General features: G+C 59.4%; 11 protein-coding genes. 5 read left to right on the top strand and 6 right to left on the bottom strand.

The genetic code is table 11. The features are described 5' to 3' along the window. The 4 genes from ABID26_RS08890 to ABID26_RS08905 all read left to right on the top strand — a co-directional run bounded on the left by ABID26_RS08890 (position 1) and on the right by ABID26_RS08905 (position 4,890). Positions 1 to 1,152: a patatin-like phospholipase family protein gene (locus ABID26_RS08890; protein ID WP_126098918.1), complete on the top strand. Its 1,152-nt coding sequence runs from the start codon at positions 1 to 3 to the stop codon at positions 1,150 to 1,152. 33 nt (positions 1,153 to 1,185) lie between these two features. Next, on the top strand, positions 1,186 to 2,580 hold the full coding sequence (locus ABID26_RS08895; RefSeq protein WP_245460277.1) for an NAD(P)/FAD-dependent oxidoreductase: 1,395 nt from the start codon (positions 1,186 to 1,188) through the stop codon (positions 2,578 to 2,580). 118 nt (positions 2,581 to 2,698) lie between these two features. Beyond that, positions 2,699 to 4,045, top strand: coding sequence for a dihydrolipoyl dehydrogenase family protein (locus ABID26_RS08900; RefSeq protein WP_126098919.1), 1,347 nt, complete (start codon positions 2,699 to 2,701; stop codon positions 4,043 to 4,045). A 140-nt stretch (positions 4,046 to 4,185) separates the two neighbouring features. Beyond that, complete coding sequence (locus ABID26_RS08905) at positions 4,186 to 4,890, top strand: peroxiredoxin-like family protein (protein WP_126098920.1); 705 nt, start codon at positions 4,186 to 4,188, stop codon at positions 4,888 to 4,890. On the opposite strand, the gene ABID26_RS08910 is transcribed toward ABID26_RS08905, so the two are convergent. The 6 genes from ABID26_RS08910 to ABID26_RS08935 all read right to left on the bottom strand — a co-directional run bounded on the left by ABID26_RS08910 (position 4,874) and on the right by ABID26_RS08935 (position 13,712). Beyond that, positions 4,874 to 5,773 carry a LysR family transcriptional regulator gene (locus ABID26_RS08910; RefSeq protein WP_245460278.1) on the bottom strand — a complete coding sequence of 300 codons (900 nt, stop codon included), beginning with the start codon at positions 5,771 to 5,773 and terminating at the stop codon, positions 4,874 to 4,876. The two genes, ABID26_RS08905 and ABID26_RS08910, sit on opposite strands and share 17 nt — an antisense overlap. A gap of 931 nt (positions 5,774 to 6,704) precedes the next feature. Next, on the bottom strand, positions 6,705 to 7,370 hold the full coding sequence (locus ABID26_RS08915) for a hypothetical protein (protein WP_126098922.1): 666 nt from the start codon (positions 7,368 to 7,370) through the stop codon (positions 6,705 to 6,707). Between the two features lie 29 nt (positions 7,371 to 7,399). Then, positions 7,400 to 8,599 (bottom strand): gluzincin family metallopeptidase, encoded by a 1,200-nt coding sequence (locus ABID26_RS08920; RefSeq protein WP_292371305.1) that lies wholly within the window; start codon positions 8,597 to 8,599, stop codon positions 7,400 to 7,402. Positions 8,600 to 8,665: 66 nt separating this feature from the next. Continuing rightward, on the bottom strand, positions 8,666 to 9,394 hold the full coding sequence (locus ABID26_RS08925; RefSeq protein ID WP_189521501.1) for a TfuA-like protein: 729 nt from the start codon (positions 9,392 to 9,394) through the stop codon (positions 8,666 to 8,668). Positions 9,395 to 9,398: 4 nt separating this feature from the next. Continuing rightward, positions 9,399 to 10,553 carry a YcaO-like family protein gene (locus ABID26_RS08930; RefSeq protein WP_126098924.1) on the bottom strand — a complete coding sequence of 385 codons (1,155 nt, stop codon included), beginning with the start codon at positions 10,551 to 10,553 and terminating at the stop codon, positions 9,399 to 9,401. A gap of 30 nt (positions 10,554 to 10,583) precedes the next feature. After that, entirely contained in the window at positions 10,584 to 13,712 is a 3,129-nt protein-coding gene (locus ABID26_RS08935; protein ID WP_354414975.1) for an ATP-binding protein, read from the bottom strand. Positions 13,713 to 14,374: 662 nt separating this feature from the next. Between ABID26_RS08935 and ABID26_RS08940 the strand changes: the two genes are divergently transcribed. After that, positions 14,375 to 15,301 (top strand): ArsR/SmtB family transcription factor, encoded by a 927-nt coding sequence (locus ABID26_RS08940; protein ID WP_126098926.1) that lies wholly within the window; start codon positions 14,375 to 14,377, stop codon positions 15,299 to 15,301. Positions 15,302 to 15,385: the final 84 nt, after the last annotated feature.

Genomic DNA, 15,385 nt, shown 5'->3' on the forward strand with positions numbered 1-15,385 from the left:
ATGAACAAGATCACGCGAAACCCGCCCGTCTCCGAGCCGGCAGTCGAGGTCACTCATCAAGGGGAAGCCAAACGCCAGACTGTCCTTGTCCTTCAAGGCGGTGGCGCGCTCGGTGCCTACCAGGCCGGCGTCTACCAGGCGCTTGTCGAAGGCGGCATCGAACCTGATTGGGTCATCGGCACATCGATTGGCGCGATCAATGCCGCGCTGATTGCCGGAAACGAGCCTAAGGATCGCCTGCCCAGGCTCCAGGAGTTTTGGGACGGCGTTAGCCGAAGCAGCCCGCTGGATGAGTTTTTCCGGATGATGGTTCCAAGCAACGTCTTTGCCAATATGGGCACGGTGATGGGTGGAATACCCGGCTTCTTTGAACCGAACCCAAGCGCCATGTTCGGAGTCAACCGCGAAGTGGGTGTGGAAAATGCCTCCTACTATACCACCGATCCGCTGAAGAGGACGCTCGCCAACCTGATCGATTTCGACTACCTCAACCGCCGCCACATGCGTTTGACGGTCGGTGCGGTCAACGTCAACACCAGCGAGCTCAGATATTTCGACAGCACTCTGATGCCGCTGTCGGCCGCCCATATCATGGCGTCAGGGGCCCTCCCGCCGGCATTTCCGGCTGTGTGCATCGATGGGGAGCCCTACTGGGACGGCGGCATCTATTCGAACACTCCGATCGAGGTGGTGCTCGACGCGCGACCCCGACGCGACGCGCTGATCTTCGCGGTGAACATGTGGCAACCGCGCGGCGCGGAGCCAAAATCGATCTGGCAGGTCATGGGGCGGCAAAAGGATCTTCAATACGCCAGCCGCGGCAAGAGCCATGTCGCTCGCCAGGAGCAATTGCATCGGCTCAGGCACGTTGTGCGAGAAATGGGAAAACTCGTCCCAGAAGAACGACGCGACGATCCGATGTTCAAGGAACTAGCCTCCTATGGCTGCCCGTCGGTCATGCACCTTGTCCGGCTGCTTTCGCCGCGCCTCGACGGCGAGGATCACACCAAGGACATCGACTTCACACGCGCGGGCATCCGAACCCGTTGGCAGGCAGGATACGAGCATGGGCAGCGCGTCCTCTCGCAGAAGCCGTGGGAATGCGAAGTCGACATGCTGCAGGGCATCGTGATCCACGAATCGCAAGAGTGATGCGCCGCGCCGAGGAAGAGACGGAGACCACCGATGCAGATCATCACTCCAGGTATGCGGCTCATTCCTGAAGCCGTGCTTGCCAACAACGCCGCACTCTTCCGCACGATACCGGAAACGCCTTCCCACGCGGACAAGTCGCTGCATCGCGTGATCATCGTCGGTGGCGGTGCGGGTGGACTGGAACTGGCGACACGTCTCGGCCGCAAGTTCGGCAACCGGCGGCTTTCCGTCACGCTTGTCGACCGCAGCCGCACCCATATCTGGAAACCGCTGCTGCATGAGGTGGCATCCGGCGCCTTGAGCGCGTCGCATGACGCCGTCGAATACATCGCCCATGCCAGCCGACACGGCTATCGATACCGCATTGGCGAGGTGGTCGGCATCGATCGTGCCAAACGCCAGGTTTTTGTCGCGCCCAGCTTCGACGATGACGGCAGGCAGATCATCCCGCCGCGTGTTCTGGGCTACGACACGCTGGTCATGGCCGTCGGCAGCATCAGCAACGATTTCGGCACGCCGGGCGCCGCACGCTATGCCATTTCGCTCGACACAGCAGAGCAAGCCGCCCGCTTCAACAAGCGCATGATAGATGCATGCCTGCGCGCCAACGCGCAATACGAGCAGCTGTCGCCCGGCCAGCTCCATTGCGTCATCGTCGGCGCCGGCGCCACCGGTGTCGAGCTGGCCGCGGAATTGCACAAATCGATGCGGGAAATTGCCTCGAACAATCTCGACAACATCGATTTCGAGCGACTGATCCGCATCACCATCGTCGAGGCCGGGCCGCGCATCCTGCCCGCCCTTCCGGAGCACATGGCCCAAGCTTCGGCGCGCCTGCTCATCAAACTGGGCGTCCAGATACGGTGCGGCATCAAGGTCACCGAGGTGAAAGAGGATGGCATCCGGCTCGGCGAAAAACTCTTCGTGCCGGCCGAACTCGTGGTCTGGGCGGCCGGAATCAAGGCGCCGGACTTCCTCAAAGACCTCGACGACCTCAAGACAGATCGCATCAATCGCCTGATCGTCGACGAAACCTTGCGGACGGTTGGAGACGAGAATGTGTTCGCGATCGGCGACTGCGCGAACTTCGTCCTGCCGGGCGAAGACAACGCCTTGCCGCCGCGTGCCCAGACAGCTCATCAACAGGCGAACCACATGGCGAAGGTGATCGCAGCACGTCTCGCGGGGCTGGGCGCGCCGGCGTATCGCTACCGCGACTATGGTTCGCTCGTCTCGCTCGCCGACTATGGCGCGTTCGGCAGCTTGATTGGCGGCCTCAAGATTGAAGGCCTGCTTGCGAGGCTCGTCTATCGCTCCCTGCACAAGATGCATCTCAAGGCAGTGCACGGCTTGGCGAGGACGGCGCTGGCTTCGATCGGCGAGATGATAGTCAGGCGCGCCAGACCGCGGATCAAGCTTCACTAATGCATGTCGCCCAAAAGCGCGTAGCGGTTTTGGGAGAACGATGTGCATCAAAACAGAGACTTGAAGCGCGTCGATCGAATTCGTTTCGACGCGAAGCGCTTGGCGCGGAGGCGGTGCGATGGAAAAGTATGACGTCGTGATCCTGGGCGGCGGCAATGCCGGAATGGGCGCCACGGTCGCGACTCGCGCCGCCGGACTTTCCGTCGCCATGATAGAGGCTCGCGATCTCGGCGGCACCTGTCCCAATCGCGGCTGCACGCCGAAGAAGGTGCTGGTCGCTGCGGCGCACGTGTTGGACGAGATCGAAAGGGCCGGCAGTCATGCAATCAGGGTCGATCCGCCGAGGCTCGATTGGCGAGCCTTGATCGAACGGGAAAAAGACATCATCAGGGACATCCCATCCCGCCTGTCCGGATTGATGGCCAAGCGCGGGGTCGATGTCATCTCCGGCCAAGCTTCATTCATTGGCAGCAACGCTATCCGCGTCGGCACCCGAGAACTCGAGGCCAGGAACATCGTCATCGCCACCGGCTCCAAGCCGCGTCCACTGTCGATCCCGGGCGCCGAGCATCTGACGACTTCCGACGATGTTCTGAGCGATCCTGTGCTGCCGCGTGCGGTGGTGTTCATCGGCGGCGGCGTCATCGCTTTCGAACTGGGGCATGTCTATGCGCGCGCGGGCGTCGACGTGATGATCCTCGAGGCGCTGCCGCAACTTCTCCCAGGCTTCGACACGGACGCCGTCGCTCAACTGCGTGGCGAGAGCGAGCGGCTCGGTATCGGCATCCATACCACGGCCTGGGTGAAGAGGATCGACAAGGCCGACGGACGGCTGCGGGTGAGTTTTGCGAAGGACGGCGTCGAATCCATGGTGGCCGCCGATCGGGTCGTCAACTGCGCCGGGCGGGTGGCCAATGTCGAGGGCCTCGATCTTGGCGCCGGTGTCGTCGTGCACCGAGAAGGCCGCATCGAAATCGACGATCACCTGCGCTCGCGCTCCAATCCCGATGTCTATGTCTGCGGCGACGCGGTATGGAACTCCCCGCAGCTTTCGCCGATAGCGACCTATGAAGGCGGGATCGTCGGCCGCAACATCGCCGAGGGACCGAAGCATCGACCCGATTACAGTCATATTCCAGCCTCGCTTTACAGCATTCCGGCTGTGGCAAGCGTTGGACTGACCGAAGCCAAGGCGAGGGAACGGGGCCTTCACGTCAAGGTCCATCTGAACGACATGCAAGGCTGGCTTTCCGCGAGGACCTATGCGGAGGCGGTCGCATGGTCGAAGATCATCGTCGAGGAGACGACAGATCGGATCGTCGGCGCGCATCTGGTAGGCCATGCTGGCGAGGAGCTGATCCACATCTTCGCGCTCGCCATGAAACACGGCATCCCGGCACGAGGGCTGTCCGAGATGGTCTGCGGTTTCCCGACTTTTTCGGCGGATATAAGGAACATGATGTAACGCGCCAATCCGAAGTGGCGAATAGAACATGAACCTGGCATGCGTCGATGCACGTGGGGCATCGAAACCATGCAGGAAAAGCATGCTAAATGCCGACGGGCTTTGGTGATAGGCTGCGGGCGACATGTGAAAGTGCAGAAATGGCCGCCGACGACCAGGCAATGACATTCGAGCAATCTGTCCAGGCTGCCATCGAACTCGATGCGCCTCTCAATGAACGGCTGGCGGTGATCGCCGCGGCGGTCCGACGCCTGAACTCGGAATTCGCGGACGCCGTTGACCGGCTGGTGGATCGCCTGGAGAAGCAGGGGGCCGGGACTTTGGCGCCGGCTCGGGGTGAGGCCATGCCGGGTTTCCTGCTGCCAGACGACGAGGGCAGGCTTGTCAGTTTGGCCGAGATCCTTGCAAAGGGGCCCGCCGTCATCACCTTTCAGCGCGGGCACTGGTGCCCCTATTGCCGCTTGAACGCGATCGGGATCGTCGAGGTGCAGCGCCAGATTGCGGAGCTGGGTGGCCAGGCGGTAGTGATCATGCCGGAGCGGCGCAAATTCGCCAAAGCCATGAAGGCTGCGGTTGGCGCGCAGTTTCCGTTCCTGATCGACATGGACAACGGCTATGCATTGTCTCTCAACCTTGCGATCTGGGTCGGCGCCGAGATGGAGCGGCTGATGGGCCTGGGGTTCGATCTCCCCAACTACCAGGGCAACAGCAGCTGGTTTCTGCCGATCCCCGCAACCTTCATCGTCGGAACGGACGGGATCATCTCGGATCGCTTTGTCGATCCGGACTACCGCCGGCGGATGGACATCGACGACCTGATTGCCGCCCTCAGGCGGGCTCGCTGACGCCGAAGGACGACCAGTCGGCCGATCTCAGCAGGTTGAGCAGCGTCGTCGCGACCGGCGAGCGCTGCCTGCCGGCTACCGCGTAGACGGAAACGGTTCGCGAAACGTCGAGATCACGAAGTTTCAGTCGTCGGATGTTCGAGGATCGCGGTGCCGTGAGCGAGACAAAGCCAACCCCGGCGTTCGCCTCCAGCAGGGCCAGCAGGTCCTGGTCGGTCTCGACCTCATGCGCAGTCCGAGGCGAATAGCCTTTTGCAGAAAGGCAGCGCGACAGCTCTTCGCTTGTCTCCCAATCGACCCGGCTGAGCACAGGTTCCGCGGCAAGCTGAGCCAACGCGACGTCGGCCTCGTTGCGGCGGGCCAGCGGGTGATCGGAATTCACGGCGAGTTCGATCCCTTCCTGAAAAAGCGGCCATGCGTCGAGGCGATCCCAAGCCTGACCAAGGGGGCCGGCAACGGCTAGTTCCGCTTGGCCGCCCTTGAGCGCCTCTATGACGGCCGCTGGCGAGCCGCGGTGGATTTTGAGATGTACGCCGGGATAGGCCCGGAAAAGCTCGGCAAATGGCGAAACCAGCAGCGCAATGTTGACGCTGTTCGAAATGGTGACGTTGAGAGGGGCGACGTCGCTGCTTTGCACCGCCTTGGCCAGTGATTTGGCAGAAGTGGCCGCGTCATAGCACTGCTGCAGCAAGGGCAGCATGCGCCGTCCAAGCTCGGTAAGGTGCGAGTGCTGGCGCTCGCGCCGAAGCAGCTCTCCGCCCAATTCCTCTTCGAGCGTCTTGATCGCACGCGTGAGGGCCGGCTGAGTGACGTTGCATTCCTCGGCCGCTCTGGTGAAGTTCAACGTGCTGGACAGGGCCAGAAAATAGCGGACCTGCTGCATCTCCATGAACTTCCGCCCCCTCAGCGAAATGGTCTATCAGCAATTACGCATGTTATTAGGCTAGCGCAACAGAGCGGATTCGGCAAAGCGAGCCAGCTTGAATGTCTGCTTTCGCCATGCCGGCACTGAAAACCGCCGGTTCGCATTCGGCCCCGGAACCAGCCGAGCTAATGCCCTCGGTCAACACACATTCATCGACCCTTTTGTGGGATAAGGTAGAGACACCGCTTGCATTGAAAACTAGTCCTCCTCCTAGTGCCTAGGTTCGCCAGACGATACGAGAGAATACGAAGGAAATGGGTTGGCGAACCATCCACTAACCTCTTGATTTCCTGTAGAAAACAACGACCTCCGGGCTCACCATTGTCATACTCAAATAATTGATTTTGCTGGTGATTCTTCGGGTCGGCCCATAATGCGGACTCGAACCCCTCTATTTCCGACTAACCAGAAGTTGCCCGATCGGCTATTGGAGGACAGCGGAGTAGGCTTTGGAACTCGTAACGTCAAGCTGCCAGCTCGGTCAGGAAAGTCCCCTGTCAGGCTGCAGGCTTTTCCCTATGAACTCACCCAGGAAAGTCCAGCTAAGGCATTGAATCCACCGCGCGACTTCAGGTGAAAAGTAGTTCTGGCGCCCAAAAATGCTGAAATTCGCTGTTTTTTGGCGCCTGACAGGGAAAATCAGACAGGGACAGGTTCACAACTGACTGCAAACACCACCAAAATCATTGATTTTGTTGATGAAAATTGCCGTCTGCCCTTGCAGCGAAGCGACCCGGACCGAGCCCGGGTGCCAAGCCTCGAAGTTGATCGGGCAGCGCCGCAGCCAACTCGACGCCCCAAGCTCCGCGAGGTTGTCGTTTCCGACTGCACCAAGCTCGGGTTGGCCGACACAACCCCTGGACGGGCTGCTAAGTAGCGGGATCTATCATTACTCAGTCAGCCTGCCACTGCGGTGCCCAAGCGCCTGCCTGGCCGCGTACATGGTCGGCGAGCGTTTGCCGGGAAGGTTTGCCTCGAGAACAAGCTGTTCGATAAAGCCCTGGTTCATTTCAAACTCGACGCATTGGTCGAGTTTATCGACGATCCAGACCCTGTAGTAGTCTTTCTTGAGATCATATCCGGAATCATCGCTGGGTATCTCTAGCGGAGGCGCCGGTATCAACATAATTTTGGGTTTTGGCAGATCGTATGTGTGTCCCTCATACGCGTATCCAAATATTATTCCAGAGCTGAATTTCTTCGTATCTTTCTTTGTTTCTGGTTGTATGTCGATTGCGCTAATCAATAGCATGTAATTTTCTAATACAGACTTAACAAAAACATAAGAGCTGTCGGGCTTTTTATCCTCTTGTTTGTCAAACATGAGTCTTATCGACTGTAGTAACTCATCGGTATAATCAAGGTCGCCTTCTGCCAATTTGGAAAAAGTTATGGCGTACTGGTTCTCTTTTACAATAGTGTTTATACCTCCAAAGTCATTTTTGTGTTCTGGCTTTGGTAGTCCAGGAACCCCGTAGAGCCGCACCTGCGTTGCATTGAACGCTCCGTGCGCATCGGTCGACGTATATGTAGGGCGGTGATAGTCGTCGCTCATGATGCTTCTCCTCGCTTTGACAATTCAGTTCATGAAATCTCTCGCCATCTGAAGTTTTCTTCGAACTTAGCGCCCAGCGCCCGCGCGATGCGGCTGCCGGCTTCGGCAACGGCCATCGCGGCATTCTCAAATGTCAGATCGTCGGCGTCGAGGTCGGACCAGGTCCGGGCAAGGGTGAGCGCCACATCGTCACGCGCCCGGGTAAGCGCGCTCTTGAACAGGAACGGCCTGGCACGGAAGGCCAGCGCCGTGAAATCCGAGATGCGGTGCATGGCGACCTCGTCGATATCCCTGATGTCGATATCGAGAAGCCGCTCGTCGGCCAGTCCATCACCCACGAGATTCGCGTGATAGGCGTCGACGATCGTGTCGAACACGGCGCCAGTAAAGGGCCGCGACCTGTCATGGATTTCGTCGGTGACGTCAGACATGCGGCGCGAATTGCTGGCGAGGCGAATCTGCCGGTCGCCGATCAGTTCGGCGATGCGGTTGAGTTCGTTCAGGACGAGGAGGTTGCCGTTGCAGTGGCGGAGCAGCCGGTCGAGACCGCTGTCGAAATGCAGGAAGGACAGAAGCGACGTTATGTCGGCGCTCGCCTCATGGAACGACGCGAAGTCACCAGTCCTCAAGCCATTTGCCGGCACCCCAAAAAGGGAAAACAGAATCGCATGGCCGACCTCATGCGCAATCGTATCGAAGTTGAGAGCGTAGGGATAAGTTCGACCGTCGGGCGCCTTGTCCGCGCCGAGTTCCAGATAACCATAGCCGGACTGGGCGTTGTTCCAGTCGACCCACGGAATGATCTCCAGCCGCTCATAGGTTTCGGCGAAGTACCAGGTTATCGGCCGCCCAAGGTAGCTTTCCCAGATGTCCAGGACCCGGCTGACTGCCCCGAAGGCGTGTGCCGCCAGGAACTGACGTGAATTCAATGAAATCTGGTCGAAGTGACCGTCGTAGGCGGGTTCCGCCGGCGGGAAGACCTCGCCAACGAAGGGCGGTAGATAGGGATACTCGTAAGGTTCCTTGTCGAGGAGCGGATCGCGGACATAGATGCGATGGTCCTCCGGACCGGGGCGCAACCGGCCGGGTGGGGTCGATATCCAGACGGTCTCGGGTGTGCCGTAATCGGCAAGATGGGGCACCTGGGGAAATAGCAGGAAGCGCGTGCCGACGGAGCGACTTTGGTCGCTGGATCGATCGAGCGTCCCCAGTAGCTCAGCCCCTCTCATATTAGTACATTAGCAAAATGGCATACGCGTTGTAAATTGAGATTGAGAATTCTCGCCCTGATGCTTTCAAATCTCTAACCCGGCTTCGTCGAGATCCTTAAAGAAAGCCGCCGTCAATTGGAAATCCGGCAGGGGTACGGGCTCATTGAATAAACCGTGATGCAATAGCCGGAGCGCATCACGTGCATCCTGCTTCTTTTGCTGAACGAAAGCAGCGGCGAGGATCGCCTGATATTTCTCAACAACGAGATCGCCTTCGCATGACAAGGCGTTACCGACCATGCGGGCGAGCGTGCGCTCGCGAAAATTGAGAGCTTGCGCGGCGCGCTCCAGTCTCGTTCTGTATTCAGCCGAAATGATGCCTCGACGGCAGGCTCTGCGAACCGTCATGCGAAGATCGATCAGCGCGTGGGTCATGGGCGCGCAGTTTACCTCCCATGGCCCGTGCAGCACGGCCACCGCATCGTCAGGCGCAAAGGCAAAACGACGATACCACCGGTAGATGAGCCCCACTCCTTGCATGTACGGAAAGAGCTCCGCAGCGCGAAGAGCCCCCATGCTCGCTGCGCCTATTACCGGAACACCTTTCGCTATTGCCCAAAGGATTTCCTTGTGCCTGACCGCCGGCTCCGACTGAAAGCCGCCGTCGATGATGACTATCGCACTCGGATCAAAATGCTGCACCGCCGCAATGATGGAACCCTGCGCAGCCGGCGGAAGGCAGATCGCCTCCACCACTTCCAGTACTTCGCCCTGCGACAGGGTGGGACCGGTAAAGACCAGCTTGGGACGCATTTGCCTAGCCATGCAACAGCGGCGCCAAGGCCGGTATGACGATCCTGACGACTGACAGGTCGCCGAGCGGTCTAGTATCAAGCTGAATCATGTACACTGTATCGATTCCTGCGCCCTCGACCTGTGCGAGAAGGTCAGACATCCTATTTCCCGCGCTGGTGTAATTCTGCCCGGCAATCGCGTGGAAATGTACGTCGCGAGGGCCGTCGGACAGGAGGCGTCGGTGCGCCGCAATTTTTTGCCAATCGGGATATTTTGGATAGGACGCACGTGTCAGGTCATCACGGGCGCCGGAGATCGCCGTCAGTCGCGACTGCGCCGCCTCGTAGATTGCGTGAACTATCGCGGACGCGGCATCGAAACCTGCAGCCGAGCCCTCTGCCGGATGGTGAAGAATTGCAGTTTCCGGCGGCCGATCCTCCATGAGATGGCACCAGATCACCGGTAGTCCCAGCGGTGAGGGGGCCTGCCAAAGCCCCACCAGCAGGCCTTTGGCTTCCAGGCTTTCGAGAAGGCTCGCAACTGTCGGATCATCGATCGTTCTCGGGTCAATTCGACGGCGCTGGAAAAAGCCATGGATTCGCTCCGCCCGCGTGAGTGCGTCGCGCTCGATGCATTCCATTATCCCGTGCAGGATAGAGTCCGTTTCCTCGAAGGAGGCCGCTAGGCCGGACGTAGACGAAGCGAAGATTTCCTCGTGGGGCCGCGGCGGGAACACATAGGCAGTGTGCACAAGCTCGAATGGGACCCAATCCTGCTGACCCTGGAGGATATTCTCGGCATGAATCCAAGCTATCTCCCTGCTGCGCCAGCCCGGGTCGGCTCCAGGCTGGAGGTGGGCTTCGAATCTTTCAGGAGGAATGTTCAGGGAGTCAGCGGAGGCCGCGACGGGGTCGTAGTGCGCCAAACGCTCGGCAAAGTAGGACTCTGCGGCCTCGAGAATGGCCGATACCGCAGCTTCGGTTCTGGTCGGCCCCTTGCCTTGCGAAACGGAATTCAAAAGGGAGAAAGGCCTGACAGCCTGAACCACGGGTATGTCGAGCACGTCGAGACCTGTGATGTCCGCAATCCGTGTGATGCCCAAAAGCTCGCGCATCGTCATTAGCCGCATGAGTGCTTCGCGCGGCGGAGGACCCGAGCGCTCGTATCGTTCCAGCATGGAGCCTTCCTGATCTCCCAGCCGCGCGGGCTAGCGGCGCAGGCTCGGTTCTATATTGACGAACAACGCCGCGCCTTGCTCGATGACTGATTTCGCCAGGCCGACGCGACTGCGGTACTGCCGGGATAGTTCCTCTGATACGCCCCATGTCCTGAGCATCTCGTATGCATTGAGCAGGATTGGCACCGCGTTTTGCTCATCGCCAATAGCCAGGCTTTTGGAGAGCGCGGCAACAACATCCATGCCTGAGGACCCTCTAAGCAGAAGGAGATGGGCCTTTCGCCGATAGAGTTCGGCGAGCCAAGAAAGACTGCCGCCCGCTTCGGCTTCCGCAGCTGCGGAAGAGACAAGCGTAAGGGCCTCGTCAGTCTCGCCTGTCCGGGCCAGAAGCTCCGCCAACATGCCGCAGTAGACAGGATAGTCTTCCGGCGTCTGGAGTTCGGCGTGGATAGCGAGACCTTCCTTGATCTGGTCCCTGCCTTGCTCTACCCGAGCAGCATTTCCTTCGCACCAGCCTTCGAGAATTTGCGCCAAGGCGGCAAGGGAGGGCAGATGGTGGCGCTTCGTCAATTCGCGGATATCGGCGATGACGCCTCGCAGCGCCGAGAAATCGCGGCGATAGCAATCAAGCATCGCTTCGTTGATGTAGACATGGGCGATACTACCAACATGCGCCGTTTGCATTGCCCAGCGCCTGGCTTCAGCCAATGACCGAACTGCGCTTGCGGCCCGGCCGGTAAACCATTGAGAGAGACCTCGATGCGACAGGCCGCAGACCCTGGCGTCATGGCCGCCGAACAGAGTGGCATTCCCTGCCCTTTGGCCCATCCCATAGAGCGCAAGTCCCTCGTCGACCGCCGCTATGCAGTTTTTGTGATGCCCAAGATTGAATTCGATTGCCCAAACACAGTGTCTGGCCTGAAACTGCACTTCGGGGTCGTCGACATCCCTCAGGTCGGTGAGGACGGTCCGCGCGCGTTCCCCGTCGATGGTGGGACCGGTGAACCACCAACCCCAGTAGATCGGAAACCACTTCGCACGCTCGGCGAGCGGTCGCCGCCTGGCGATCTCTACCCCGTCCTCGTAAAGCTTGCGTGCCGGCAGCGAGTTTGGACCTTCCGTGGCTGTAAGTACCGGCCCGAGCGGCATCATCGCGGCGAGGCGCAAAACATCCTGCTTGTCCGGCCTTCTCACCCGCTGGCAAAGGGTTATGGCATGGTCGAGAATCTGTCTCGCCTCGGCCATTGCAGAGCGGTCGTAACTTTCCCGGCCGGCCGCGATGAACTCATCGATTGCTTCCTCTATAAGGCCAGCGCGTTCAGCATGTTCCGCCAGTTCAGCCGTACCCAACCATGGGCACAGATTTCGGTCGCGGACGACAGCGGAGAAAAGCGACTGATGGAGGGCCTGCCGTCTCCTCCGCAGCAATGCATTGTAGATTGTCTCCCGGACCAGGGCATGACGAAATCCATGGTCGGGCTCGCCGGAAGGCCTGATCCGGATCAGGAATCTCGCCTCGATGAGGGTGTCCAGTGCATTCCCGATCGTCTCGTCACTGAATTCCGGCAGCAGCTTCCGGAGCAATCCCAGATTGAAACGATTGCCGGCGACGGCGGCCGCTCGTGCCACGTCCTTTGCAGGGCCCAAGGCTTCCAGCCTGGCTTCGAGGACGCCTTCAAACACCGATATCCGGCTTGATGAGCCGGCTGGCGCAAGGCGATCCGTTATGGAGGCTGCGTCCTCGGCGATCCATTGGCAGATTTCCTCGATGAAAAGAGGCACGCCCCCGGTTACCTCTTCCACCATGCTGATGAGTTCCGAATGCGCGGCTGACCCGATTTCCGGCCGCATGGCCATGATTGCCTGTCGCGTTTCCTCGCGATCGAGCGGCTTCAGAGTAATATGCGGCAAGTCCTGGAACCCTGAATAAGTCTCGGATCCAGGTCGTGCAGTCATTATGAGAAGCACGGGCACCCGATGAATGAAGAGGGCGAGTTCCGCCAGCAATTGCCTCGACGTGAGGTCGATCCAATGTATGTCTTCGACCACCAGGATGAGTGGTCCGCGTTCGCATATAGCTTCGATGCTTCTGCGAACTGCCCAGGCGGCTTTCTCCCGGATAACCTTGAGATCAGCCTGCTTCAGGGCGGGATTCGATCCTTCAGCCCCAAGCAGAAACGAGAAGATGTCGACCACTTCGTCATCGTGAACGCTCTGATTTGCGAAGACCTCCGCTACGTCTGAAGCCTCCAGCCGACCCTCTTTGCCAGCCAGCTCACTCCGAACATTTTGCAGCAGGGGATAAAGGGCCGAGTGGGAGCCGCCGGGCTGACATTGAAAAAGCAGCAATTTTGCCCGATGAAAGCGTGTCCTCTTGCGGACTTCATAAAGCAGGCGGGACTTGCCGATACCGGCCTCACCCTGAACTAAAATGACGCCGCCCTTGCCAGCGACGGCATCATGCCAACATGCGGCGATGGTGGCCAGTTCGTCCCCACGGCCTATAAACGTATTGTTCAAGCGCCCGAAGGCGAAGAAGCGGTCAACGTCCCGCTTGTGGCTGATGGCACGCCAGGTCCGCTCCGGCTCCGCGAAACCTTTAATAACGTGGATGCCATGAAAACTGAAAACGTGGGACCGCCGCGCCAGATTTCGGGTCTCGTCGGACACCAATATTGCATCCGGCCGAGCCATAGCCTGGAGCCGCGTCGCCATGGCCAAGGCAGGGCCCGTGACGCTGGCATGGGCCGGGTCACTGCCGTCCCCGTGAACGAGGGTCATGGATGTAGCAATCCCGACCCGGACATGTAGATCCGTATGGTCTTTTTCCAGCCCGACCCGCTTGCACGCCTCAATGATTTGGAGTCCTGCCCGGATCGCTTGCGAGGCCGCGTCCTTTGCCTCCATCTCTGCTGGAAAAAGTGCGACACCGCCGTCGCCGGCCTCGCTCACGATAACGCCCGAGTACGATGAGATTGCCTGTCTTGCCTCAAGCCGGAAGGCCGACATCAGTTCCTCATAGTCCTCGATATCCAGAACCGCGAGCAGATCGGTTGATCCGACCAGATCGTAACAGAGAGCCGTCATAACGCGCCGCTCGCTGCGAAAGTCGGACACACTACTGTCGTCCTTGCTCAGAACGCTCTTGGCAAGGGCCACGATTGGAGGCTCTACCCGACGCCTTTCCGTCATGCTCAGTGCCTTGGCTGGCAGGGTGGGAGCGATACTATCAAATGCGCTAATATTCACCAGAGCGCTCGGACGAGCCTCATCTCATCATAGCGATACACCGGACGATGTGGGTCACGCTCCTGACCGCCTAATCTCACGAGATTACCGAAAGCCGGATGAGTCTCTCGCAGTTCGTCCAGCTCAGCCACGTGCCGCCTGTCCGAATCCTAAATTGCCGAGCAGCGCGCGATTCTGGCCGATAGCTAGCGGCTTGACACGAGCACTATTCGCTATCTCGGAAGTGAGCCACCAACACTCATCCTGATCAGCAGGGGGACCAACGGATCCGCGCTCAATGATCCCTGTTGGCAAGACGAGCCGTTCTCGGGCGCGCATTTCACCTTTCAAACGGCGGATGAGAAGTTCCGCGACGCTTTTGCCAAGTGCATGGGAATGCTGGCGGCCAGGCATTTCCCCGGACTGGTCAAGGCAGGCGACTGCGCCGCCGTGGTGGCCGTGTTGGTCAACTTCTGGATGACGAAGTCGCTACGAAAGATATGCCAGCTAGGGCGGTTAAATTGATAACGCCACAGTCTTTATTTGTATCTGATCTGCTGATACATAACCCCGTGTGACGAGTGCGGGGCCATATGTCGAATGAAATCATGGTTGTCGATCCGCTTGAGCGGCTTGACTTGTTGAAGAGCCTCGCGAGCGAGGTCCGGGTTCGGATTCTCGATCTGCTGCACCGCAAGGGGCCGAAAAACGTCAATCAAGTGGCCGAAGAACTGGGTCTTCCGCAATCGACAATTTCCGCAAACATTCAGGTTCTTGTCGATGTCGGTTTGATCGAGACGAAATCACAGAAGGCGCGCAAGGGAAGCCAGAAGGTCTGCTATTCGACCTTCTCCGAGTTGGTTGTCGTCTTTAAGGACCGCACCCCGGCGCAGGATCTCGGCGTCATAGAAGTGGCGATGCCGCTTGGACTCTATACAAGATGCGAAGTTTCCGCTCCCTGCGGCCTGTGTTCAAAGGACGGTGTCATCGGACTTCTCGATGTGCCCGACACCTTCCTCGATCCTGACCGTATGCGGGCCGGGCTGCTGTGGTTCACGCGGGGCTTCGTCGAATACCAGTTTCCCAACAATGCGACGCTTGCCAATGCCAAAGTCGGCGGGTTGGAGCTGGCGATGGAGCTTTCGTCCGAGGTGCCGGGCACATCGAAGGATTGGCCATCGGACATCACGGTCGCGATCAACGGACACGAGATAGATACCTGGACGGCGCCGGCCGACTATGGCGACAAGCGCGGCAAGCATACGCCCGGCTGGTGGAAGCTGGCCGGATCGCAGTATGGTGACCTCGCACACTGGCGCGTCACTAACGACGGCACCTATCGCAACAATGACAAGGTTTCCAAATGCTCGCTGGCTGATTTGGAGCTCGAGCGGCACCGCTCGATCCGGATACGAATCGGCGTGAAGGAAGATGCGCGTCACCCCGGCGGCATAAACATCTTCGGCAGCGGCTTCGGCAATTACAGCAACGACATCCTTCTGCGCCTGCTGAAGGCTTGAGAGCATATTAGGCCCTTGACGGGCGAACGAACTCCGCCCTTAACTGACCCGTGACCCGGATATAGACCGGAAAGTCGGATTGAT

Source organism: Mesorhizobium shonense, from assembly GCF_040545255.1.
Lineage (GTDB): Bacteria > Pseudomonadota > Alphaproteobacteria > Rhizobiales > Rhizobiaceae > Mesorhizobium > Mesorhizobium shonense.

Coding starts and splice junctions, on each gene's coding strand:
- ABID26_RS08890 (WP_126098918.1), top strand. CDS start 1: ATGAACAAGATCACGCGAAACCCGCCCGTCTCCGAGCCGGCAGTCGAG.
- ABID26_RS08895 (WP_245460277.1), top strand. CDS start 1,186: ATGCAGATCATCACTCCAGGTATGCGGCTCATTCCTGAAGCCGTGCTT.
- ABID26_RS08900 (WP_126098919.1), top strand. CDS start 2,699: ATGGAAAAGTATGACGTCGTGATCCTGGGCGGCGGCAATGCCGGAATG.
- ABID26_RS08905 (WP_126098920.1), top strand. CDS start 4,186: ATGGCCGCCGACGACCAGGCAATGACATTCGAGCAATCTGTCCAGGCT.
- ABID26_RS08910 (WP_245460278.1), bottom strand. CDS start 5,773: ATGCAGCAGGTCCGCTATTTTCTGGCCCTGTCCAGCACGTTGAACTTC.
- ABID26_RS08915 (WP_126098922.1), bottom strand. CDS start 7,370: ATGAGCGACGACTATCACCGCCCTACATATACGTCGACCGATGCGCAC.
- ABID26_RS08920 (WP_292371305.1), bottom strand. CDS start 8,599: ATGAGAGGGGCTGAGCTACTGGGGACGCTCGATCGATCCAGCGACCAA.
- ABID26_RS08925 (WP_189521501.1), bottom strand. CDS start 9,394: ATGCGTCCCAAGCTGGTCTTTACCGGTCCCACCCTGTCGCAGGGCGAA.
- ABID26_RS08930 (WP_126098924.1), bottom strand. CDS start 10,553: ATGCTGGAACGATACGAGCGCTCGGGTCCTCCGCCGCGCGAAGCACTC.
- ABID26_RS08940 (WP_126098926.1), top strand. CDS start 14,375: ATGTCGAATGAAATCATGGTTGTCGATCCGCTTGAGCGGCTTGACTTG.